This is a genomic window from Anthropogastromicrobium aceti (assembly GCF_020687335.1).
Lineage (GTDB): Bacteria > Bacillota > Clostridia > Lachnospirales > Lachnospiraceae > Anthropogastromicrobium > Anthropogastromicrobium aceti.
In genome coordinates, this window is sequence record NZ_JAJEQN010000008.1 from 73,039 (window position 1) to 97,394 (window position 24,356).

Genomic DNA, 24,356 nt, shown 5'->3' on the forward strand with positions numbered 1-24,356 from the left:
AGCAGATCTTTTTATACAGAAATTTCTTGGAAAATTTACAAAAAAATGCTTGATTATTTCGGATAAATGTGATAAAGTAACTTTGTTTGATAATTAACAAACGAAGTCTTGCAAAAGCAGGATGGAATAAAAATATATCATTTAATAAAAACTGGCTGAAGTTAGACAGACCAGAATAGAAAGGAAGAATTATCATGGCAAGATTTACATTACCAAGAGATCTGTATCATGGCAAGGGAGCACTTGAAGCATTAAAGACGCTAAAAGGAAAGAAGGCATTCGTCGTTGTCGGCGGTGGTTCTATGAAGCGTTTCGGTTTTCTGGATAAGGTTGTTTCCTATTTACAGGAAGCAGGTATGGAGGTTAAGCTGTTTGAAGGCGTAGAGCCGGATCCATCAGTGGATACTGTCATGAAGGGTGCAGCAGCGATGACCGAGTTTGGACCAGACTGGATTGTATCGATCGGCGGAGGTTCCCCGATTGATGCAGCAAAGGCTATGTGGACATTCTACGAGTATCCGGATGTTACATTTGAGGATCTGTGCATTCCGTTTAACTTCCCGACACTTCGTACAAAGGCTAAGTTCTGTGCGATTCCGTCTACATCAGGTACTGCTACCGAGGTAACCGCATTCTCCGTTATTACCGATTACAAGAAGGGTATCAAGTACCCGTTAGCAGACTTTAACATCACACCAGATGTTGCAATCGTAGATCCTGAGTTAGCAGAGACCATGCCAAAGAAGCTGACTGCTCACACCGGTATGGATGCAATGACTCACGCAATCGAGGCATATGTTTCTACTCTTCACTGCGAGTACACTGATCCGTTAGCACTTCATGCAATCGAGCTGATCAGCGAGTATCTGATTCCATCCTACAATGGCGACATGAATGCACGTGCAAAGATGCATGATGCACAGTGTCTGGCTGGTATGGCATTCTCTAACGCACTGCTTGGAATCGTTCACTCCATGGCACATAAGACTGGTGCAGCTTACAGTGGCGGACATATCGTTCATGGATGTGCAAACGCAATGTACCTGCCAAAGGTTATCCGCTTCAATGCAGTAGAGCCAGAAGCACAGAAGAGATATGCAAATATCGCAAGATTCCTTCACTTAGAGGGAAGCACCGATGCAGAGCTTGTAGATGCACTGATCGCTCATATCCAGAACATGAATAAGCAGCTTGATATCCCGACCTGCATCAAGGATTATGAGGGCGGAATCATCGACGAGAAAGAATTTATGGAGAAGCTGCCAACAGTTGCAGAGCTTGCAGTAGGTGATGCTTGTACAGGATCCAATCCAAGAAGCATTAACCCAGAGCAGATGGCAAAGCTGTTAAAGTGCTGCTACTACGATGAAGAAGTAGATTTCTAATTACTTAATAAAAAATTTAGGGCGCGTACCGCAGGGTGCGCGCCCTTTTGCTTGCAAATCGGAGTGGGAAAGGGTATAATTAGTTTATAAAATTAGCACAGTTTTGTGCGGAAATGAGGAAAAAATGATATTACTGACATCGGACGGCATAACATCCCCGCAGTTGGAGGAAGAAATAAAAAAAGCACTTGTGCCAATCTCAAGAAGAGCAGCGCTTGTGACAACCGCCTCGTGCCGGTACAAAGAAAAAGATCATAATGTTCCAGTATTAAGTGCGCTCATGAGGCGCTTTGGACTTGAGCCGGAGTGCGTGGACGTGGAATTTCAGGACGCGACTTTTTTATTGGCATATGATGTTGTTATTTTGATGGGCGGAAATCCATTTTATCTGCGCAAGCATTTAAAAAAGTGGAAAAATAGTCTGGAAGTTTTGACTGAGCTTGCTAACCGCCATGTGCTTATAGGAATAAGTGCCGGCAGCATGGTTCTTGGCGATACGATGGAGTTTGCCTGTCAGATTGAACCCGGTGGTATTGAGGAAGTTGGAGAAAATGTAGACTGCAGCGGTTTTGGCATTGTGCCGTTAAATATTATGCCGCATTACCTGGCATATCTGACTGCTTATGAACAGACAAAGGAGATACTGGAAAGTTACGAGGAGGAAACAGGACGAAAGATCTGTACCATAAATGACGGTGATGGCATCCTCATTTCACAAGCAGGAAAAAAAGGACGCTATATCAAAAATGAGCGGTATACACCGATTGTTGCGCCTAACATGCCAGATTATCAGGCATATTTTTTTGATCTGTATGGCACTCTGATTGACATTCATACAGAAGAGGGTGATCATGAGCTTTGGGAGTTTATGGCAAAATATTATGCCTACAAAGGAGCAAAGTACGGCTCATGGGAGCTTCGCTGGAGATATGGTGCATTGATTCATGATGAGGAAGAGCGGCTTTTGCATGAAAATCCCAAGCAGATTCCTGAGCCGCAGGTAGAGCGTGTCTTTATGCGTTTATATGAAGAAAAGGGTGTGCGTGTTTCTATACAGGAGGCTGTGGATGCCGCGCAGGTATTTCGAAGCTTTTCACTGCGCTATGTTCGCTTATATTATGGTGCAAAAGAGCTTCTTGCCCACCTGAAAAAGAAAGGAAAAAAGCTCTATGTGCTTAGCAATGCGCAGCAGGTATTTACTGCTAGCGAGCTGCGCTATCTTGGTATTTACGATTACTTTGATAAGGTGTGCCTGTCATCAGATTACCATTGCAAAAAGCCAGATGCTGCTTATTTTAAGGCATTATTAACGTCAGAAGGCTTAGATCCCACAAAGGTAATGATGATCGGAAATAGTGAATATGATGATATACGTACTGCAAAATCACTTGGTATGGGTGCATGCTACATTCATTCCAATTTGTCACCAGAAGGAGAGACGGCAAATTGTGATATTGTTATGAGAGCGATGGATCTGCCTTCTCTGGAGAAGATTTTGTGCCGCGAAGCGCACTTGGCGTAATTCCATATTTTTTCTTAAAGACGCGGTTAAAATGAGGAATGCTGTTAAAACCGCATCTTCTTGCAATGTCCATGATTGGTTCATCAGTGTCTGCAAGCAGAAGTCTAGCAGCTTGAGACAGGCGATAGCTGTTTAAGCATTCTGTGAATGTTATGCCAATCGTGGACTTAAAGAACTTAATAAAGTGAGACTCACTAAATTCACATACTTTTGCCATTTGCTCAGTAGACAGCGGTTCACTGTAATGATCTGTGATATAGCTAATGATTTGCTTTGTCTTTACTACTGATTTTTGTGGGCGGCTCTTTGGTTTTACAGACGGCTCATTGTAAAATAGCAGATAAAACAGGCGAAAGAGACAGCTCTTTATGCCAAGCGGGTAAGCTGCTGAATAAAACGTCTGCAGCTGAAACATTTCCTCAAAACATTGACGAAACTCATTGTACCAGCCGTCTTCAGGCGTGATAAGCCATGGAATGACTTGTTCTCCCTTTGAGAGTGGCTCTAAAAATGCAAATGCATCGTCATTATCTGTACCTCCAGAAAGAAGAGACAGCGGAAATTGAATCATGCTAATCTTCAGTGAGGAGTTTGAATCTGCGTCAATGGAATGCAGCTGACCTGGTAAGATCAGACAGATATCGCCCTTTTTTACCGAAATTTTTTCAAGGTCAATTGATACTCGTCCATTTCCTTCACGGATTAGAAGAATTTCCATCGTGTCCTGCCAGTGAATCGATATAGAAGAAATGTCATCAGGCAGAACAGCCGTCAGGGCAGCAAAAGGAAAAGAACCTGTTAAAGGTTCGTGCATTTCAAATAAATCAATGTTTTGGATATTCATATGTATAATAATAAGCCTTTCTCAAAGTCAGTCTTTTTTTCATAATAGGTATACCACAAGAAACGAAAGAAAACAACCAAAAATGTGGAAGAGCAAAAACTTGACAGACACTTTTTTTATTACTATTATTAAAAGGTAAGTAGAACAAGATGGTAATTTAATAAAGAGGTGAAGAATGGAACTATATCATGCGAGTAAAGAGATTGTTCAGTACCCAGAAGTAAGAAAGGCAAGGTATACAAAAGATTTTTCTTGGGGATTTTATTGCACCAATAATTTTAAACAGGCAGTAAGATGGGCAAATCGCGGAATTGGTGATCCGATAATCAATTACTATGAATATAAGCCGAATGAAAAATTAAATATATTAAGATTTCCAGAAATATCAGATGCGTGGTTAGACTTTATTGCAGAGTGTAGAAGTGGAAAAACACATTCCTATGATATTGTAGAGGGACCTATGGCAAATGATACAGTATGGAATTACGTAAATGATTTTCTAGCAGGGCGAATAAACAGAAAGCAGTTTTGGGTGTTGGCAGAATTTAAATATCCGACACATCAAATAAGTTTCCATACATTGTCGGCGCTTGATTGTCTGACGTTTGTAAAGAGTGAGGTAGTTTATGACAGAGAAGGAAAGAAATGATTATTTTTATGTGTGCGCACTAATTGAATATATTGCAAGAGAAACAAAAAATCATCGTGGAGATATTGTGAATCAAATTGGTGAAGATGGTATAAAAAAGCTTTTGTATGATGCAGAGGTAGATCACTGCCTTAGTTTTGAACAGGTTAGCGATGAAGTAGTTGATTATTATAAAATAAAGCAGGGAAATTTTGATACAATATCGGCTTGCAAGTATTCGATCCCGAGTTTTCTTGATATTGGTAAATTATATAGTATTATGATAGAGGACTGTGCGAAGCCGGGAGATGAAGTTTCAGAGTTGATGAAAATATTTTCTTCTTTTATTAGTGATGAGATATCGAATTTTAATACTGATTTATATTATCAAAATCCAAACTATCTTGAGTGGTCATATAGAGAGGGAAAATTGTTAGATTGATCTTATTATATACCACTTTACAAGTTTTGATTCATAAAACTGCCAAAAGGTCAAAACCTTTCTTTCGCTTTGAATGAGGTTTTGGCCTTTCTTGGTTTTTGCCTTAAAGAAAAGTTAATAACTGAAATTACATTTTAAATTTATCGTAAGAATTGAACACTTTTAAATATTGTCAGAAAGTGATATACTGTATCTAAATTAAAAAAAGAACAACAAACCGCATTGCGGGAAGGGATGGAAAGTATGAGAAAAAGAACCGTTTTAATCGGTCTTGTTTTAATTGCTGCGGCAGGCGGCGGCTTGTATTATTATAAAAATTATTATACTCAGGAAAAATCGGCATCTGCAGAGTCTGCAGAAGGATCTGTTTATATGAGCAAGGTGTCTGACATTATGGATCAGGGCGCACTTGGCATAAAGACGCGCCTTGTCGGTGTTGTAGATCCGCAGGAGTCAAAGGATATCAAGCTTGATTCTGATAAGCAGCTCAAGGAGACTTTTGTAGAAGTTGGAGATGAAGTTAAAAAGGGTGATCCTCTGTTTTCCTATGATGTTGAGGCAATGAAGCAAAAGATTCAGGAAGCTGATCTGGAATTGGAGGAGATGAATAATACACTCCAGACGATGAACCAGCAGTTAAATGAGCTGAATGTGCAGGCATCTAAGGCGAAGGAGTCTGAGAAGCAGGCGTATAATCTTCAGATTCTTTCAGCACAAAATTCAATTCATAAGCAGGAATATAATATCAGTGTCAAGCAGCTAGAGCGTGCACAGTTGGAGAAAAATGTTGATAATGCAGTTGTCTATTCAGATATTGACGGTATTGTAAAAAGTATCAATTCTGATTCATCAGGCAGCGGTGATTCATATAATTATGGTTCTTCTGGTTCAAATGCATTTATGACAATTCTGGCTACTGGTGATTACAGAATTAAGGGAACCTGCAATGAAATGAATATTTACAGCTTATATGTGGGTGAGCAGATGGTAATTCGTCCAAGAGCTGATGAGGATAAGATATATACTGGTGTTGTAAGCAAAATAGAGACAGAGCCGGCAACAGATAATAATAATAATAACGGTTATTCTGATTCCTCAGCAGAGAGCAGCAAGTATCACTTCTATGTGACTGTCAATGAGGCAATGGATCTGATGCTTGGACAGCATGTAATCATGGAGGAGGATACTGGAGAAACAGAGGAAAAGACAGGTCTTTGGATTCCAAACTACTATGTAGTATCAGATGATGAGACAAATACTTACTATGTGTGGAGCTGTGATGACAATCAAAAGGTATGCAAGAAAGAGATAAGTGTTGGAGAGATTGATGAGGAAATGCTTGAGTACCAGATTCTTGATGGACTGACAGAGGATGACTACATTGCTTTTCCAGATGAACTGACACAGGAAGGTATGGAGGCTATTTTGCCGGACAGCATGGAGAATGGTGAAAATCAGGGCGATGCTGGAAATGCCGGTGTGATGAATGTGATGGAGTAAGGGGGCAGGCAGTATGCTGTTAGAGCTAAAAGATATAAATAAAAGTTATTTTCAGGGAAAGCAGGAAATGCCCGTCTTAAAAAATGTCAATTTTAGTGTAGAGGAAGGCGAGTATGTGGCAATCATGGGACCGTCAGGTTCCGGAAAATCAACATTAATGAACATTATCGGATGCTTAGATAAGCCAACTTCAGGAAGCTTTTATCTGGATGGAAAGGACATTTTAAAATATAAAGACAATGCACTTTCAACTGTGCGTTTAAATACGATTGGATTTGTATTTCAGAGTTTCTTTTTGATGATGAAGCAGACGGCACTTGAAAATGTGTGTCTTCCGCTGACATATGCGGGAATACCAAAGCGAAAGAGAAAGGAGATTGCTGCGCAGGCGCTAAAGCGTGTCGGACTGGAAGATCGTATGAATTATAAACCGACACAGCTGTCAGGTGGACAGTGTCAGCGAGTAGCTATTGCAAGAGCCATTTCCAATCATCCCAAAATTTTGCTTGCGGATGAGCCGACGGGTGCACTTGATTCCAAGTCTGGTGCACAGATTATGGAGCTTTTTCAGAGTCTTCACGAGGAAGGTGTAACAATTATTATGATTACACATGATTCAGAAATTGCATCACATGCGCAGCGTGTCATTCACATTCGCGATGGACAGATTGCAGAACAATAATAAGATGATACTAGGGTCAAAAGCTCCAAAAGCCGTTCGTGCTTGCACGATAAGGCTTTGAGCTTGGGACCCGCAACATCATAAGATATGGCAAATGGAGGGCAGTATGAAAAAATTAGCAGTTTATATTCTGGTACCTTCGCTGATAGTAGGAAGCTGCGGAGCCGGTGTATATGTGTATCAGAAAAATAAGCAGGCAAATACATATGTAAAAGTTGTTCCTGTCAGCAGCATATCGACATCCGATTATGGTTCCGATATGTATATGTATGGACAGGTTGTCAATAATCAGCGCCAGCAAATAAGTGTTACGACCTCACAGAAAATTTCAGAGGTCTTAGTGAAAAAAGGCGACAAGGTAAATATTGGTGATCCTATTTTAAAGATGGACACAACAATGGATAATTTGAATTTGCAGGATCTTGATATTCAGATTCAGAAAAAGGTCCTTGAGATTTCAGATGGTTTTAAACGGTTAGACAAATTGCAGAAGACGACACCGGCAGCACCGTTTAATCCGGGCGATTTTGATCCAGGCTGGGATCCAGGCTGGGATCCGGGTTGGGAAGAGCCAACGGAGAGTTCATCCGAAGAAGAAAGCTCAAGTGAGGAAGAAAGTTCATCCGAAGAAGAGAGCTCAAGTGAAGAAGAGAGCTCATCCGAAGAGGAGAGCTCAAGTGAAGAAGAGAGCTCATCCGAAGAGGAGAGCTCAAGTGAGGAAGAGAGCTCAAGTGAGGAAGAGAGCTCAAGTGAAAAAGAGAGTTCCTCTGCACAGGAAAGTTCTTCAACACAGGAGAGTTCTTCTGAGCAGCCGACCTCATCACAGGAATCAAGCAGTGAAGAGCCAACAAAGCCGGAGGAGTCGAGCGGTGAGCAGACAAGTGCAGAGCAGCCGACAGGTACTGAGCCGTCCTCGGAAAGTCCATCTCAAAGCTCATCTTCAGAATCGTCTGCGGAGCAGTCAAGTCAAGATCTGTCAAGCACAGAGGAATCTAGTACAGAGCAGTCAAGCTCAGAAAATCCGAGTACGCAGCCAAGTGAGGAATCAACGCCAGAACCGACCACGGCACCTGATCCGACAGGCGCAAATGGAGAACAGCTGATTGGAAAAGAAATTACAAAAATAGAGCAGGCAGCAAGCGGTGATGGAAGCGAACAGTCACCATATTTGTTCCTTTGCGGTGCTGATGCAAAGCTTGATAATGCACTGATCCGTAAGCTTGTAAGTGAGAAAAAATATGCAACAATTCGTTTTTATAATGAGAGTGGAATGCCGGCGTATGATCTTGATTTATCAAAGATGATTCTTTCTGAGGATGATAAGCCGATTATTCATACACATAATTATATAGAAGAAAGCCGCACAGAGGCCACATGTTTGTCGCCGTCAATTGTAACATATCGTTGCGACGGATGCGGTGATGGCTACATTGTGCAGGAGGGTGAAAAGGCAGATCATGTATTTGTAGATATTGTAAATAACCCTGCAACATGTGTGACAAAAGGATATCTTGTTAGACAGTGTTCAGTATGTGGTGTGATTGAAACGCAGCAGACTGACCCAGATCCGAATGCACATCAGTATGTATTGTATTATGATGGCGGCACGACAAGTCCGTGGAATTATTACCAGTGCAGTGTATGCGGTGCAACAAAGACAGAGGCAAATCCTAATTATGTGCAGCCAACAATTCCATCTTCAGAGCCATCGACAGAGTCTGGCACACAGAGCGCATATAATATCACAGAGGAGCGCACGGCAATGTTGGCAACAGCATCTGTACGTCATGCACTGACGGCAGCTGGCAGCGGAGATGATGACAGCAATGGATCAGCACCAGCCGATATCTCACTTCCAACATTCCAGAATGAGGATTTTAGCGGCTACACAGCAGAAGAACTTGCGAAGGAGATTCAGTCTCAGAAGGAGAGTCTGCGTGATATGGATTTGGAGCGCAGAAAGTTAGAGCTTGAATATGCAAAGCAGCAGAAAGAGCTGGCAAAAAGCGCAACTATCTGCAGTACCGTAAAGGGAACAGTAGAAGAACTGCAAAATATGGATGATATTGATTATTCTGAGCCGTTTGCCGTTATTAACGGAGGCGAAGGATATTACGTTCAGGGAACAGTCACAGAGGATCTTCTTGATACTTTTGTGCCGGGAATGGAGATTTCATGCAACAGCTGGGTGAATGATTCATCAATTTTCTGTACAGCGGTAGTAACAGAAGTTTCTGAGTATCCAACTACAAATACGATGGGAGGTTCACAGAATCCAAATCTTTCATATTATCCGTTTGTAGCATATATTACGCCAGAGGATGGAAAGGGACTTACAAATGGCGCTTATGTTGATATCAGCCTGACGACTCAGGGTGATGCTGATTCTCTTTATATAAGTCAGATGTATGTAAAGAAGGAAGATAATCGATACTTTGTATATGCGAGAAATCAACAGACTGGTCTTCTTGAAAAGCGCTATGTCACGATTGGAAAGAGTCTGTATGGCAGCTATTACCAGATCAAATCAGGATTAACAAATGATGATATGATTGCAGTACCATTTGGAAAGACTGTAAAGGAAGGTGTTAAGACGACAAGTGAGTATGGTGATGACAGCAATGGACAGATGGATCCAGGTATGAATCCAGATATGGATGCAAGCATGTATGACAATGGAATGATGTATGATGCAAGTATGGCAGATGATGGAATGATGTATGATGCAAGTATGGCAGATGATGGCATGATGTACAATGAAAGCATGGCAGATGATGGGGAGGTGGATCAGTAAATGTTTGAAAATATACGATTATCCTTTCAGGGAATCTGGTCACATAAACTGCGTTCGTTTCTGACAATGCTTGGCATTATCATCGGTATTGCAGCCATTATTGCTATTGTTTCTACCATTGAAGGAACAAATGAATTAATCAAGCAGAACATGATGGGCAATAATCGTCATACGGTAAAGGTTCAGCTGTCACAGGATGATTACACATATGAGATCAGCACATGGAGTCCATCACCAGAGGGTGTGCCGCTCTTTGATGAGGATACGCGTCAGGAGATTCTGCAAATTCCAAACGTGCTGCGTGCTGCATTTTATCAGGTGCGTTCCGAGTATAATAGTGTTGTTTTTTATAATAATCAGTCGTTAAGCAGCTGTACGGTGCTTGGCATTGATCAATACTATTTTGGCACGGCAGGCTATCAGATAATGCAGGGGCGTGAAATTATTCAGGAGGACAGCAAAAAAAAGCGTCAGGTGGCAGTTATCGATGAGTCAGTTTTGCGTACATTGTTTCCAGATGAAGATCCAATTGGAAAAACAATTGAGATATATGGAGAACCATTTACAGTAGTGGGTGTATGTACGCAGGTTGGTCAAAGTGAGCTTGTTATAAACTCAGAGGAAGAATACTGGACATATTATCAGGGTGGTTCCTCAAGTGGTAATATCTATATTCCAAAGGGCGTATGGGGAACAATCTATAAGTTTGATGAAGCACAGAACCTTGTTTTGCAGGCAAGCGGAGCAGATGAGATGGCGGCAGCAGGAAAGGCTGCAGCAAATATTATGAACCAGAACATGAATGTGTCTGATTCAAGTATTACATATCGCTCAGAGGATCTGATGCAGCAGGCAAAGCAGTTGCAGGATATGCAAAGCTCTACTAACAGCATGTTAATCTGGGTTGCCTGCATCTCCCTTCTTGTCGGAGGAATTGGTGTCATGAATATCATGCTTGTCTCTGTTACAGAACGTACAAAGGAGATTGGTTTGAAGAAAGCAATCGGAGCCAAAAAGGGCAGAATCCTCGGACAGTTTTTAACCGAGGCGGCAATCCTTACCAGTATGGGTGGTTTGCTCGGTGTAGCAGCAGGAATCGGACTGGCAGAGGTGATTTCGAAGATGTCATCTACACCAGTTGCAATCAATGGTACATCCATCGTAGTATCAGTTGGATTTTCTACATTGATTGGAGTTGTCTTTGGTTTACTGCCATCCATTTCAGCGGCAAATCTAAACCCAATTGAGGCACTGCGACACGAGTAAAACCGAAAAGTAAATAAGTGATATTAACAATACTTAAAATGAAAAATACCGGCTTCCAATCGTTAGATATCATAATTGGAAGTCGATATTTTTTCTTTATCAAATTTATTCAATTGAATTGGATTTGCAAAGCAACTGTTTTAATTTATCTTTTGTAGCCTTGTCTGTAAAGGCGGCATCTACAGCGGTTAAAAGCATCTTTTCTTCCTGTGCAAGTGTGATGCCAAGAGACTGGGCGTAGGCAAACTCATTTGCAATCGTTGTGCTTGAGATCGCTGGATTATCGGTATTTAAGGTGACTGCCAGTTCCCGCTTTACAAAATCTGAGAGCGGATAGGTCTTCATATCAGAAACAACCTTCGTTTGGCGGTTGCTGGTGGGGCAAAGTTCAAGAGGAATCTGATTTCCCTTTAAAAGTGACAAAAGTGCATCATCCTCAAAGGCGCGCACACCATGGCCAATGCGACGGGCACCCATCTCAATTGCACAGCGCACACTGTCGGCACCGGCAGCTTCTCCGGCATGCAGTGTAAATGGCACGTCTAGCTTTGATGCAAGGGAAAACAGTTCTCTATAATCGCTTGTCGCAAACAAGCCTTCTGCACCGGCAAGGTCAAGTGCAGTAATACCATCGTGAGTTGTCAGATATTCTTTTGCAAGCTGAACTGTTTCCAGATTGGCTTTTTCACGTTCCAGTCCACGCATGCAGCAGAGAATGATGCTGCTAGAAAGATGAGACCGAGAAAGTCCATCAAGGGCAGCTTCAATGACCTTGCGCTGGCTTAAGCCTCTTTGCATAAAGGATTGAGGGGCAAATCGAAGCTCTGCATAGATGACATTTTGTGCGATCAGCTTTTCTTGAACTAGATAAAAAGCCTCGCTGATGCTTTCCTTTGTCTGTAATAGTGAGATTGGAAGATCAAAGCGGCGCAAATATTCGTTTAAGTCCTCGCAGTCAGGAGGGATGCTAAGAAGCTTAGAAAGCTCGGCATCGGAGGATGAGGGAAGCGTTTGATTTTGAAGTTTTGCAAGTGCTTTTGCAATATCTAGTGTAATTGCACCGTCAAGATGTAAATGTAAGTCAATAAAATGTGTTGGAAGTGTAATCTTTTTTGTGGACATAACAAACCTACCTTTCGTATCAGTAGAATAAGTGTATGCCTTATCACAAAAAAAATCAAGAAGTTAAGAATTGAAATAGAAAATTGACAGATCGCGTACAGCGAAGTAGAATAAAAACTGAAATTGACTTAAAATACAAAATTGACTGTATAACAGTCAAGAAGGAGGAAGTATGGCAGAGTGGTTGAAAGATGCAGTTTTCTATGAGATTTATCCGCAGTCTTTTCAGGATACCAACGCAGATGGAATCGGTGATTTTCAGGGAATCATTGATCGTCTAGACTATATTAAGGAGTTGGGTTGCAATGCGATTTGGATGAATCCATGCTTTGAATCTCCATTTGGCGATGCTGGTTATGATGTGTCCGATTATTACACAGCAGCACCGCGTTATGGAACCAATGGTGATTTGAAGAGACTGTTTGATGAAGTTCACAAGAGAGGAATGCATATTCTTCTGGATCTGGTTCCTGGACACACGTCAGTAGAACATCCGTGGTTTAAGGAATCACTTAAGGCACAGAAAAATCCATATACCGATCGCTATATCTGGACAGACAATATCTGGGAGCAGCCAGAGGGAATTGCCTCGATCAAGGGTATTTCGGACAGAGACGGTTGTTGCGTGGTAAATTTCTTTTCCCACCAGCCGGCATTAAATTATGGTCACTATATCTGTGAGCGCTCGTGGCAGCAGCCGATGGATGCAGAGGGACCGAAGGCAACAATTGTTGAGATGGAAAAGGTTATGCGCTTTTGGCTTCAGATGGGCTGTGATGGCTTTCGTGTCGATATGGCAGGCTCACTTGTAAAAAATGACCCGGATGGACTTGGAACCATCCGCCTGTGGCAGACCATTCGCCCATTTCTTGATAAAGAATTTCCAGAGGCAGCGATGGTATCAGAGTGGGGTGAGCCAGATAAGTCACTTCAGGCAGGCTTTGATATGGACTTTTTGCTGCATTTTGGACCATCTCACTACAACGACCTGTTTCGCTGTGAGGAGCCATATTTTTCCGCTAGAGGAAAGGGTAGTGCGGCAGCCTTTGTAAAAAATTATAAGGAGAGCCGCAAAAAGGCAGGAGAGAAGGGATTAATCTGTATTCCATCTGGAAACCATGATATGGATCGTCTGGCGAGAACCTTGCATGGCGATGAGTTAAAGGTTGCATTTGCATTCCTTCTGACAATGCCAGGTGCGCCATTTATCTATTATGGAGATGAGATTGGTCTTCGTTATGTCGAAAATCTGGTATCAGTTGAGGGCGGCTACAGCCGTACCGGTTCTCGTTCTCCAATGCAGTGGAATCACGGGGTGAATTTAGGATTCAGCAATGCATCACCAGAAAAATTGTATATTCCGACCGATGATAAGCCGAACAGTCCGACAGTAGAGGATCAGATGAAAGATCCAAATTCATTGTATTACGAGGTGAAAAAGCTGATTGCGCTTCGAAGAGAACATAGTGCTTTGTTAAGCGATGGCGATATTGAGTTTGTATCAGATGGAGCAGATGGATCACCGCTTGCCTATATTAGAAGCAGTGCAGATGAGAAAATTTTGGTTGTCGTAAATCCTGCCGATCGTGAGGCTGTTTTGAATGTGCCGGGTGATTGGAAAGAAACTCTCTATGAGATTGGCGGCGCAGTGGTCGTAGAGGATGGTAAGATTGTGATCCCATCAAAGTCAGCAAACTTACTGCGATAAAATAAAACATTCACAAATATAGTTTTACAAATGTGGTGTTTTACCTTATTTGATAGAAAAAAATACAAGATTTGAGGAAAATTCATGATATATTTTCAGTGTGATTACGAGGAGGGCTGTCATCCAGCCATTTTAAAAAGACTTAATGAGACAAATCTGGAGCAGACGGTAGGATACAGTATGGATCCGTACTGTGCGAGTGCAAGAGAAAAGATTAAAAAGGCGGTTGGAAGACCGGATGCCGATGTGCATTTTCTTGTTGGCGGAACGCAGACTAATATGACTGTCATCGCGGCAGCGTTAAAGCCGTGGCAGGGCGCAATCTGTGCCGATACAGGTCATATTGCGTGCCATGAAACTGGAGCAGTCGAGGCAACTGGTCACAAGGTATTGGCACTTTCATCAGAGGATGGAAAGATTACAGCAGTTCAGATTGAGGAGACTGTGAAGAAGCACTATGAAGACGGCAGCCGTGAGCATATCGTACAGCCAGGTATGGTATATATTTCATTTCCGACTGAAAGCGGAACACTTTACAGCAAGCAGGAACTGACTGATATATATGCAGTCTGCAAAGCACATGATATGCCGCTTTTTATTGACGGTGCACGCCTTGGCTATGGCTTACAGAGTCCGGCATGTGATGTTACACTGCCAGAGCTTGCTAATCTTTGTGATGTATTTTATATCGGCGGAACAAAGTGCGGTGCGCTTTTCGGTGAGGCTGTTGTCATTTTAAAGGAATCACTTAAAAAGGATTTTCGCTATATGATTAAGCAGCGCGGCGGCATGTTTGCAAAGGGTCGTCTGTTAGGCATTCAGTTTGATACGCTGTTTACAGACGGTTTGTATGAAGCGATTTGCGGCGAGGCTGTAAAAAAGGCAATGACTCTGCGTGAGGCGTTTTTGGCAAAAGGAATTTCCATGTATGGAAGCTCTATGACAAATCAGCAGTTTCCGATTTTAACAGATGCACAAAAAGAAGCACTGGCGAAAGATTTTGCCTTTGAATATTGGGGAGAAGCAAAAGATGGCAAATCGATTGTTCGTTTTTGCACAAGCTGGGCAACAAATGATGCGCAGATCAAGGCACTGACAGATGCAATTGCTGCACTGTAAGAGATAACTAACAGCAAGCAATTCTATATGACTTTAAATAGTTACAAAAAAGGACCTTTGGCAAAAAGCCATTGGTCCTTCTTTTGGTAAAATTAGTCATTATATCCGTTTGGATTCTTTGTCTGCCAGTTCCAGGAATCTGCGCACATCTCATCAATGTCATACTGTGCAGTCCAGCCAAGCTCAGCGGCAGCCTTATCGCACTTAGAGTAGCATGTTGCAATATCACCAGCACGGCGAGGTTTGATCACATACGGAAGCTTTTTGCCGCATGCCTTCTCGAATGCATGGATGACATCAAGAACGCTGTAGCCCTTTCCAGTACCAAGGTTGTAGATGTTAACACCGTCTTTGTCGGCTAACTTCTGGATTGCCTTTACATGGCCTCTTGCAAGGTCTACTACATGAATGTAGTCACGAACACCGGTTCCGTCTGGTGTATCGTAGTCATCTCCGAATACGTTGATGCACTGAAGCTTTCCAATTGCAACCTGAGCAACATATGGAAGCAGGTTGTTCGGAATACCCTTTGGATCCTCACCGATCAGGCCGCTCTTATGAGCACCGATTGGATTGAAGTAGCGAAGCAGGATTACATTCCACTCTGGGTCAGCAGTGTGAATATCAGTTAATACCTGCTCAAGCATCCACTTGGTCCAGCCATATGGGTTAGTTGCAGTACCCTTCGGGCAGTTTTCAGTAATCGGGATCTCAGCTGGAGAACCATATACAGTAGCAGAAGAGCTAAAGATAATGTTCTTAACGCCGTGATTGCGCATCTCATCACACAGAATCAGTGTGCCGGACATGTTGTTAGTGTAGTACTCGATTGGCTTTACAACAGATTCGCCGACAGCCTTGAGACCTGCAAAGTGGATGACTGCATCAATTTTTTCATTATCGAAGATTGCCTTTACACCCTCACGGTCTAACATGTCAGTCTGGTAGAAAGTAACCTTCTTTCCGGTGATCTGCTCGATGCGTTCAACGGCCTTTATGTTGGCGTTGTACAGGTTGTCCATGATGACAACCTCATATCCCTCGTTCAACAGTTCGACGCAGGTATGGCTGCCGATATAGCCGGCGCCACCGGTAACTAAAATCTTCATGATAACCCCATTTCTGCGCTGCGATAAATAATAAATAGTAGTATCGTGTGTAATAAAATATTTAGTAGGCGTATAGACAATTTTGGCCGCAGCGCTAGCCGATTGCCTTAACGTGCATTTGGAAATCGTCTTGACTTTCCTCTACTTACAATTATAATGAGAGAGGAATGGTATGGCAACAACTATTTTCGAAAAAATTATAAGTATTTTGAGGTTTCTATGCAATTAAAAATTAATAATGAGAAAAAAGAACTGAAATTTCACGGAAGCTATGAATTTCCAGTGTTTGTTAGCCATGAAGTGCTGTCTGATTACGAGAGAGGCGCATTTGCCTGGCACTGGCATCCGGAGGTGGAGTTAACTTATATTGAGGAGGGACAAATCGAATATCAGGTAAATGACACTGTATATTGCCTTAAGGCAGGAGAAGGACTTTTTTGCAATGCAAATGCACTTCACACTGGTCATATGCTGAATCAGGGAGACTGCCGCTATCTTTCCGTTACATTTCATCCGCGAATGATTTATGGCTTTGAGGGAAGTGCAGTTGACAAAAAATATGTAGAGCCTGTAACAAGAAATGATTTGCTTGGAGGACTACATCTTGTGCCAGATACTGAGTGGCAAAAACAGGTACTTTTGTCGATTCAAACTATTGTGACAGATTATGAGGGTCATTTGCCAGGATTTGAGCTTGCAATTTGTCAGACACTTTTGCAAATATGGAATACATTGTATACAAACGTATGGAGTGAAATTTCGCCAGATCCATCGGCTCAGTACAAAGATATTGAGCGTCTTAGAAAGACGATTACTTATTTGCAGGAGCATTATCATGAGCATGTGACTCTTGGAGCTATCGCAGAAAATGTTAATATCTGCGCGAGTGAATGCTGCCGTTTTTTCAAGCGTCATATGAATCAGACGATATTTGAATATTTGCTGGAATACCGCATTGAGAAAAGTCTGCCCCTTTTGATCAAGGGAGAAGACAGTATCACATCGATTGCCCAGATGGTTGGATTTTCCAATCCTGCCTATTTTGGAAAGGTATTTCATCAGGTGATGAGATGCTCACCGAGCGATTATCGAAAGTCTTTCATTTCAAAGACACAGAAAGTATAGTCAGACGATATGACAAAAGTTCCCTAAAGACATCATAATATTTTGGCGATATAGGGAACACAGGTTTGTATTGCGTGAAAAAACTGGAAAAATTTTTTCAAAGTTGCAAAAGCACCCACTACAATTGTGAATTCGATAGACACCAAATACAGTATAAATACATTGACAAAAACACAAGATGTTGTATAATGGTGAGGAACAACTTGATTAAGGGGGCTGCATAATGAAGATTATTAAAAGAAGCGGAGCAGAGGCAATCTTTGATGCAAATAAGATTGCACAGGCCGTGAAAAAGGCCAATGACAGCGTGGTTGAGGCTGAAAGACTGAGCTATCATCAGATCGCTCATATTGTGGAAAAAGTAGAGAAGCAGTGCCTTGCAGTGAATCGTTCCTTAAACGTGGAAGAAATACAGGATCTTGTGGAGAATGCCATTATGCGTGAGCAGGCCTTCTCTGTAGCGCGAAATTATGTAAGGTATCGTTATGAGCGCGAGTTAGCCAGAACACACAATACAACTGATGAACGTATCAAGAGTATTCTTGAGTGCAACAACGAAGAGGTAAAGCAGGAAAACTCAAATAAGAATCCGACTGTAAACAGTGTACAAAGGGACTACATTGCAGGTGAGGTAAATAAGGATTTTACAAGAAGATTTTTGCTGCCAGAGGATATTGTGGAGGCACATGATGCTGGAATCATTCATTTCCATGATACAGATTATTATGCACAGCACATGCACAACTGTTGTCTGATTAATCTTGAGGACATGCTGCAAAATGGCACTGTAATCAGTGAGACTATGCTTGAAAAGCCAAAGAGCTTTTCCACTGCATGTAACATTGCAACACAGGCCATCGCACAGGTAGCCAGCTCACAGTATGGCGGACAGAGTATTTCACTGGCACATCTTGCACCTTTTGTACAGATCAGCCGTGAGAAATTCCGTCGTATGGTTCGCAAGGAGATGGAAGAAGCAGGAATCCCGGTAACAGAGGAGCAGATCAATCTTATCGCAGAAAAGCGTGTAAAGGAAGAGATTAACCGTGGTGTTCAGGTAATTCAGTATCAGGTTATCACGCTTATGACAACAAATGGACAGGCACCGTTTATTACAGTATTTATGTATATTGATGAGGTACCGGAAGGTCAGACAAGAGAGGATCTTGTAGCGATTATCGAGGAGATGCTTCATCAGCGTATCAGAGGTGTCAAGAATGAGAAGGGTGTATGGATTACACCGGCATTCCCTAAGCTGATTTACGTACTCGAAGAGGATAATATTCACGAGGACAGCAAGTATTATTATCTGACAAAGCTTGCTGCAGAGTGTTCAGCGAAGAGACTTGTTCCAGATTATATTTCCGAGAAGGTTATGAAGGAACTCAAAGATGGAAACTGCTATCCATGTATGGGATGTCGTTCCTTCTTGACTGTATATCATGATGAAAATAATAAGCCAAAGTTTTATGGCCGTTTCAATCAGGGTGTTGTCACAATCAATCTTGTTGATGTTGCATGTTCATCAGGAAAGGATAAGGATCGTTTCTGGAAGATCTTTGATGAGCGTCTTGAACTGTGTCACCGTGCATTAATGTGCAGACATAATCGTTTAAAGGGAACACCGTCTGATGTTGCACCGATTTTGTGGCAGTATGGTGCACTAGCTCGTTTAAAGAAGGGCGAGACGATTGATAAGCTGTTATATAATGGCTATTCAACAATTTCCTTAGGCTATGCAGGTTTATGTGAGTGTGTTAAGTACATGACAGGAACAAGCCATACTGATCCTCAGGCAACTCCATTTGCACTTGAGATTATGAAGCATATGAATGATGCATGTGCAAAGTGGAAGGCAGAGCATAACATTGATTTTAGCTTGTATGGAACACCGCTTGAGTCCACTACATATAAGTTTGCAAAGTGTCTGCAGAAGCGTTTTGGACTGATTCCTGGAATCACAGATAAGAATTACATCACAAACAGCTATCATGTTCATGTAACAGAAAAGATCAATGCATTTGATAAGCTGAAGTTCGAGTCACAGTTTCAGAAGTTGTCTCCAGGTGGTGCAATCAGCTATGTTGAGGTTCCAAACATGCAAAACAATATCGATGCTGTTCTTTCTGTTATGAAATATATTTATGAAAATATCATGTATGCCGAGTTAAATACAAAGAGTGATTATTGTCAGGTATGCGGCTACAATGGAGAGATACAAATTGTATCAGATGATGACGGAAAGCTTGTATGGGAGTGTCCAAATTGTGGAAACCGCAATCAGGATAAGATGAATGTCGCAAGACGTACATGCGGCTACATCGGAACTCAGTTCTGGAATCAAGGAAGAACACAAGAGATTAAGGAACGTGTATTGCATCTGTAAGCTGAACATCTGTAAACATATGCGAATCTGTAAATTAATATAGTGTAAGAGAGACGTGTTGGGATTTTTATCTCATACACGTCTTTTCTTTCATCTTGCCAAGTGCCTTTTTCCATGTTATACTAAAGCGAACATGCCTTTTTGTTTTAAGGTGTATTAAAGGAGAATGAAATGATTTCCTATATTTCAGGAATATATGCCGGACACAGCACAGATGCCGTGGTAATTGAGTGTGGCGGAATTGGTTTTTGTATCCGGGTACCGGAGACTGTTTTGAATCGTCTTCCGGCAAAGAATAGCGAATTTAAACTGTATACATATCTTCATGTGAAGGAAGATGCTATGCAGCTATATGGTTTTATAAGTAAAGAGGAACAGGAAATGTTTGAGCTGCTGATTGGTGTCAGCGGTATTGGCCCGAAGGGAGCACTTGGCATTTTGTCAGCATTGTCAATGGACACACTTCGTTTTGCAATTTATGCACAGGATGCAAAGACGATTGCAAAGGCACCTGGCATTGGAATTAAGACAGCTCAGAAAATGATTCTTGAGTTAAAGGATAAAATTTCGCTTGCAGATACTCTTGGAGAGCAGTCTGCTATGGTTTCAGCTGATGCTGTGGATTCGAAAACTAATGCAAATCGTGCTGAGGCAATTGAGGCATTGACAGCACTTGGCTTTAGTGCATCTGAGGCAGTCAAAGCAGTCTCTGGAGTTAAGGATATTGAGACACTAAGTACAGAAGCAATAATTAAGGCTGCGTTAAAGAAAACATTGTAAAAACCGCGGTGTCAGAAATTGTGTCTGCAGTGTCTGCTGTATATCTGGCCGAATAACTGCGAAGAAAAGAACAGAGGAACAACATGGAAAGAAGAATTATCACGACCCAGCTCGAAGAAAATGAAAACATGCTGGAAAACCATCTCAGGCCGCAGTATCTGTCAGAGTATATTGGACAGGAAAAAGCCAAGGAGATATTAAAGGTATATATAGAGGCAGCAAAGAAGCGAAAAGAAGCACTAGATCATGTGCTTTTATATGGTCCTCCGGGACTGGGAAAGACGACACTTGCCGGAATTATTGCAAATGAGATGGGCAGCAATATTAAAATTACGTCAGGTCCAGCCATTGAAAAGCCAGGCGATATGGCAGCTATTTTAAACAGTTTATCTGAAAATGATGTGCTTTTTGTTGATGAAATTCATCGCCTGAGCCGTCAGGTCGAGGAAGTTTTATATCCGGCAATGGAGGATTTTGAGATTGATATAATGATCGGAAAGGGCGCGACAGCGCGTTCTATCCGTTTAGACCTGCCTAAATTTACATTAGTGGGTGCAACAACAAGAGTTGGTCTTTTAACAGCACCTCTTCGTGACAGATTTGGTGTTGTGCATAAGCTTGATTTTTATACGACAAATGAGCTTGTGCAAGTGCTTGAGCGTTCTGCTAATGTACTGGATGTTACGCTTGAGAAAGAAGGTGCGTTAGAGCTTGCTCGCCGCTCAAGAGGAACACCGCGTCTTGCAAACCGTCTGTTAAAGCGTGTGCGTGATTTTGCGCAGGTACGTTATGACAGTGTTATCACAAAAGAAGTTGCAGAGTATGCACTTGATCTTCTTGAGGTAGATCGCCTTGGACTTGACAAGGGAGACCGCGCAATTTTAGAGACAATTGCAGATAAGTTTGGCGGCGGTCCGGTGGGATTAGATACAATCGCAGCTGCATTAGGCGAAGATTCAGGCACGATTGAGGACGTTTATGAGCCATATTTGATTCAAAACGGACTGATCGAGCGTACACCAAGAGGAAGAGCAATCACACGTTTAGCTTATGAGCACCTTCACAGACCGGTGCCTAAAGTATGAGATTTTTGAGGGTTTTAAGAACATGGAAAGAAATAGTACAGATGTTATAATAGAAGATAAGGTGTATAAGATCAGCACCGATCAGGACGCATCCTACGTAAGAGAGCTTGCAGAGTATATTAATGAAAAAATGGAGCTTTTGCATCGTCAGTCAGCGTACAGCAAGCAGGCAAATGCTTTTCGCCAGATCATTTTGCTTATGAATATGGCAGATGATTACTGTCACATGAAGCAGCAGGCAGAGGAAGCAACAAGAAAGTACGAGCAGCAGGAAGCAGAATTTTACAATATGAAGCGCGAGATGGTCAATATGCAGATGACAATAGCAAGCTTAAAAAAGCAGCTGCAGGAGAAGCCCAAGACGCAGGCAGTATGTCCATATCTGCAGTCGTTAGCAAAAGAGACAGAGGCAAAAAATACACAGAACGCGCAGGCATCACAAGAGAAAAAACAATATCCGCCGTATGGATCATTCGCAAACAGTGCAGCGGTACACAAGAAAAAATAAACTATAGAAAAGCCCGGGCAGTGTGCCGGGGCTTTGTGCTTTAAGTTAATAGTTATTAATTAAAGATAATTTACAAGGAAAGGCAGGCATAAAAGATGAAACAAATAGCAGAGCTGCTTGCACCAGCCGGGTCTGTAGAGACGATGTACGCGGCCTTTGCGGCAGGTGCAGATGCTGTATATATAGGAGGAAGCCGCTTTGGAGCGAGAGCCTATGCAGACAATGCAGAGAGTGAATCACTTTTAGATGCGATTGATTATGCGCATTTGCATGGAAAAAAATTATATCTTACTGTCAACACGTTATTAAAAGAACAGGAAATGGATGAACTGTATGAGTATCTTTTGCCTTTTTATCGCCAGGGACTTGATGCAGTGATTGTGCAGGATTTTGGTGTCTTTCGCAGTGTGCGTGAGTGGTTTCCGGATCTGGCGATTCATGCCAGCACACAGATGATAATGAGCGGAGAACTTTCAGCAGAAAAATTAAAAGAACTCGGTGCAACGCGTATAGTAACACCACGTGAGCTTTCACTTAATGAGATTCGCAGCATTCATAAAAGCTGTGATCTGGAAATTGAGAGCTTTGTGCATGGAGCACTTTGCTATTGCTACTCAGGTCAGTGTCTGTTTTCGAGTATTGCAGGCGGACGAAGCGGCAACAGAGGACGCTGTGCGCAGCCATGTCGTATGGCGTATAGCGTTGAACAAAATGGAAAAGTGATTTTGCCGCAGCAAAAGGGCTATATTTTAAGTCCAAAGGATCTATGTACAATAGAAATTTTACCCAAACTTATAGAGGCAGGAGTGTATTCCCTTAAAATTGAAGGAAGAATGAAAAAGCCAGAGTACACAGCAGGTGTAGTCAGCATTTACCGCAAGTATCTTGATCGTTATCTGGCAAATCCCAAAGCACCATATCGTGTGTCTGAGGCAGACAAGAAGCATTTGCTTGGTCTGTTTAACAGAAAAGGATTTACAGATGGCTATTATACAAGACATAACGGCACTTCCATGATAACATATACGGCACCTGATTTTCGTGCAGGAGAGGATGTATTCCTTGAAAAGATCCGTACCGACTATATTGGAACAAAATTGAAAGAAAATATAAAAGGAACGGTAAAGATTTATCAGGGAAAACCTGCTATACTATCTGTGACTGCGGCTGCAGCGTGTGAAGATGGTAACGTGAGCGTGCTGCAAAAAAAAGAGATTACTGTCAGTGCAGGCATGGTGCAGGAAGCAAAAAGCCGTCCGCTCACAAAGGAAGCTATTCAAAAGCAAATGGAAAAGCTTGGCGATACTGATTTTTCATGGGAGTCTCTTATGATTGAGACAGATGAAGCATCATTTTGCCCAGTTGGTGTGCTAAATGAGCTTAGAAGAGCAGGAGTACAGTCAATCAAAGATGAGCTTCTTAAAGTATGGCACAGAGAATCTGTCATATCAGGAGAGACTTTCAAAGAGAAAGCACAGAAGACAGTGACAGATGTGCAAGGTTTGGCATTGATTTGGCATGCATCGGCTGAGACAAAAGAGCAATTTGAAGTGCTTTTATCGCAGGATTGGATTAGTCAGGTGACAATTGACAGTCATATATGTGAGCCAGATCAATATGAGAAATTCGTGCAAAAAGCACATCAGGCAGGAAAAATGTGTTTCTTATATTTGCCAAAGGTCTTTCGTCAGGAGAATGAGCCATGGTATTTAGAGCATAAAGAAATCATTAGTGCTGCAGGCTTTGATGGCATTTTGGCTTCTACGCCGGAGGCGTGGCTATTTGCGCAGAAGTATCTGCTGCCAGGAAAGGTATCAGCTGATCATAGTCTGTATAGCTGGAATACACAGGCTGCGAAGGAGCTTTCTTCATGGGGAAATCAATACAGGACGCTTTCTGTTGAGCTAAATAGAAAAGAGTTGGAAGCATCGGCAGATTTGACAAGCGAACTTATTGTGTATGGCAGGCTTCCAATGATGGTGTCTGCACAGTGTATTTGTAAAAATACGATTGGATGTAAAAAACAGCCAGTAGAACTGACACTTGTAGACCGAATGAGAAACCGTTTTCCTGTTAAAAATAATTGCAGGGAATGTTATAACGTGATTTATAACAGTCTGCCGCTGTCTCTGGCCGATCAGTGGTCGTCTGTGCGTACACTTTCGCTTCGCAGTGTAAGATTAAGTTTTACTACAGAAACACAAACGCAGATGGCAGAGGTATTAGCTGTATACAAAGAGCTTGCTAAGACAGGAAAGACGTCGGCAAAACTCGAAAATACAACACGCGGTCATTATAAAAGAGGCGCTGAGTAAAAGGGGTCAGCAGTATACTAGACAACGAAAGGGAAG

General features: G+C 42.0%; 19 protein-coding genes. 16 read left to right on the forward strand and 3 right to left on the reverse strand.

Translation table 11 applies throughout. The features are described 5' to 3' along the window. The first annotated feature begins 194 nt into the window (after nt 1-194). Together LKD48_RS04720 and LKD48_RS04725 are read left to right on the forward strand one after the other, a co-directional pair. Nucleotides 195-1,385: an iron-containing alcohol dehydrogenase gene (locus tag LKD48_RS04720; protein WP_308731369.1), complete on the forward strand. Its 1,191-nt coding sequence runs from the start codon at nt 195-197 to the stop codon at nt 1,383-1,385. A gap of 124 nt (nt 1,386-1,509) precedes the next feature. Then, entirely contained in the window at nt 1,510-2,907 is a 1,398-nt protein-coding gene (locus LKD48_RS04725; RefSeq protein WP_308731370.1) for an HAD-IA family hydrolase, read from the forward strand. On the opposite strand, the gene LKD48_RS04730 is transcribed toward LKD48_RS04725, so the two are convergent. After that, on the reverse strand, nt 2,843-3,751 hold the full coding sequence (locus LKD48_RS04730) for an AraC family transcriptional regulator (protein ID WP_308731371.1): 909 nt from the start codon (nt 3,749-3,751) through the stop codon (nt 2,843-2,845). The genes LKD48_RS04725 and LKD48_RS04730 overlap by 65 nt on opposite strands. Nucleotides 3,752-3,926: 175 nt before the next feature. On the opposite strand from LKD48_RS04730, the gene LKD48_RS04735 reads away from it, so the two are divergent. From LKD48_RS04735 to LKD48_RS04760, 6 genes are all read left to right on the forward strand, one after another. Beyond that, complete coding sequence (locus tag LKD48_RS04735) at nt 3,927-4,400, forward strand: DUF3990 domain-containing protein (RefSeq protein WP_066557806.1); 474 nt, start codon at nt 3,927-3,929, stop codon at nt 4,398-4,400. Next, entirely contained in the window at nt 4,378-4,821 is a 444-nt protein-coding gene (locus LKD48_RS04740; protein ID WP_308731372.1) for a hypothetical protein, read from the forward strand. The genes LKD48_RS04735 and LKD48_RS04740 overlap by 23 nt, the downstream gene beginning before the upstream one ends. 243 nt (nt 4,822-5,064) lie before the next feature. Next, complete coding sequence (locus tag LKD48_RS04745; protein ID WP_308731373.1) at nt 5,065-6,321, forward strand: efflux RND transporter periplasmic adaptor subunit; 1,257 nt, start codon at nt 5,065-5,067, stop codon at nt 6,319-6,321. 13 nt (nt 6,322-6,334) lie between these two features. Further along, nucleotides 6,335-7,003, forward strand: a complete 669-nt coding sequence (locus LKD48_RS04750; protein WP_066557831.1) for an ABC transporter ATP-binding protein — start codon at nt 6,335-6,337, stop codon at nt 7,001-7,003. A gap of 106 nt (nt 7,004-7,109) precedes the next feature. Further along, the gene (locus LKD48_RS04755; RefSeq protein ID WP_308731374.1) at nt 7,110-9,797 is read left to right on the forward strand and encodes a hypothetical protein; all 2,688 of its coding nucleotides are present in this window, start codon (nt 7,110-7,112) and stop codon (nt 9,795-9,797) included. Further along, nucleotides 9,798-11,063 (forward strand): ABC transporter permease, encoded by a 1,266-nt coding sequence (locus LKD48_RS04760; protein ID WP_262538417.1) that lies wholly within the window; start codon nt 9,798-9,800, stop codon nt 11,061-11,063. A 105-nt stretch (nt 11,064-11,168) separates the two neighbouring features. On the opposite strand, the gene add is transcribed toward LKD48_RS04760, so the two are convergent. Next, nucleotides 11,169-12,185, reverse strand: coding sequence for an adenosine deaminase (gene add, locus LKD48_RS04765; protein WP_308731375.1), 1,017 nt, complete (start codon nt 12,183-12,185; stop codon nt 11,169-11,171). A gap of 172 nt (nt 12,186-12,357) precedes the next feature. Between add and LKD48_RS04770 the strand changes: the two genes are divergently transcribed. Both LKD48_RS04770 and LKD48_RS04775 read left to right on the forward strand, forming a co-directional pair. Further along, a complete protein-coding gene (locus tag LKD48_RS04770) occupies nt 12,358-13,893 on the forward strand; it encodes an alpha-amylase family glycosyl hydrolase (RefSeq protein WP_308731376.1) in 1,536 nt (511 codons plus the stop codon). Between the two features lie 84 nt (nt 13,894-13,977). After that, complete coding sequence (locus tag LKD48_RS04775; RefSeq protein WP_227102085.1) at nt 13,978-15,012, forward strand: threonine aldolase family protein; 1,035 nt, start codon at nt 13,978-13,980, stop codon at nt 15,010-15,012. A 92-nt stretch (nt 15,013-15,104) separates the two neighbouring features. Here the strand turns inward: LKD48_RS04775 and galE are convergent, their stop codons facing one another. Then, complete coding sequence (gene galE / locus LKD48_RS04780; RefSeq protein WP_066557842.1) at nt 15,105-16,121, reverse strand: UDP-glucose 4-epimerase GalE; 1,017 nt, start codon at nt 16,119-16,121, stop codon at nt 15,105-15,107. Nucleotides 16,122-16,340: 219 nt separating this feature from the next. Here galE and LKD48_RS04785 point away from each other — a divergent pair, with 219 nt between their 5' ends. The 6 genes from LKD48_RS04785 (at nt 16,341) to LKD48_RS04810 (ending at nt 24,320) form a co-directional block, all read left to right on the forward strand. Next, nucleotides 16,341-17,246: an AraC family transcriptional regulator gene (locus LKD48_RS04785; RefSeq protein ID WP_227102084.1), complete on the forward strand. Its 906-nt coding sequence runs from the start codon at nt 16,341-16,343 to the stop codon at nt 17,244-17,246. A gap of 223 nt (nt 17,247-17,469) precedes the next feature. Next, on the forward strand, nt 17,470-19,632 hold the full coding sequence (gene nrdD / locus LKD48_RS04790) for an anaerobic ribonucleoside-triphosphate reductase (protein WP_227102083.1): 2,163 nt from the start codon (nt 17,470-17,472) through the stop codon (nt 19,630-19,632). 171 nt (nt 19,633-19,803) lie between these two features. After that, complete coding sequence (gene ruvA / locus LKD48_RS04795) at nt 19,804-20,412, forward strand: Holliday junction branch migration protein RuvA (protein WP_262536989.1); 609 nt, start codon at nt 19,804-19,806, stop codon at nt 20,410-20,412. Nucleotides 20,413-20,495: 83 nt separating this feature from the next. After that, nucleotides 20,496-21,497 carry a Holliday junction branch migration DNA helicase RuvB gene (ruvB, locus tag LKD48_RS04800; RefSeq protein WP_066557852.1) on the forward strand — a complete coding sequence of 334 codons (1,002 nt, stop codon included), beginning with the start codon at nt 20,496-20,498 and terminating at the stop codon, nt 21,495-21,497. 22 nt (nt 21,498-21,519) lie between these two features. Then, nucleotides 21,520-22,005, forward strand: coding sequence for a cell division protein ZapA (locus LKD48_RS04805; protein WP_308731377.1), 486 nt, complete (start codon nt 21,520-21,522; stop codon nt 22,003-22,005). A 95-nt stretch (nt 22,006-22,100) separates the two neighbouring features. Next, a complete protein-coding gene (locus tag LKD48_RS04810) occupies nt 22,101-24,320 on the forward strand; it encodes a U32 family peptidase (RefSeq protein WP_308731378.1) in 2,220 nt (739 codons plus the stop codon). Nucleotides 24,321-24,356: the final 36 nt, after the last annotated feature.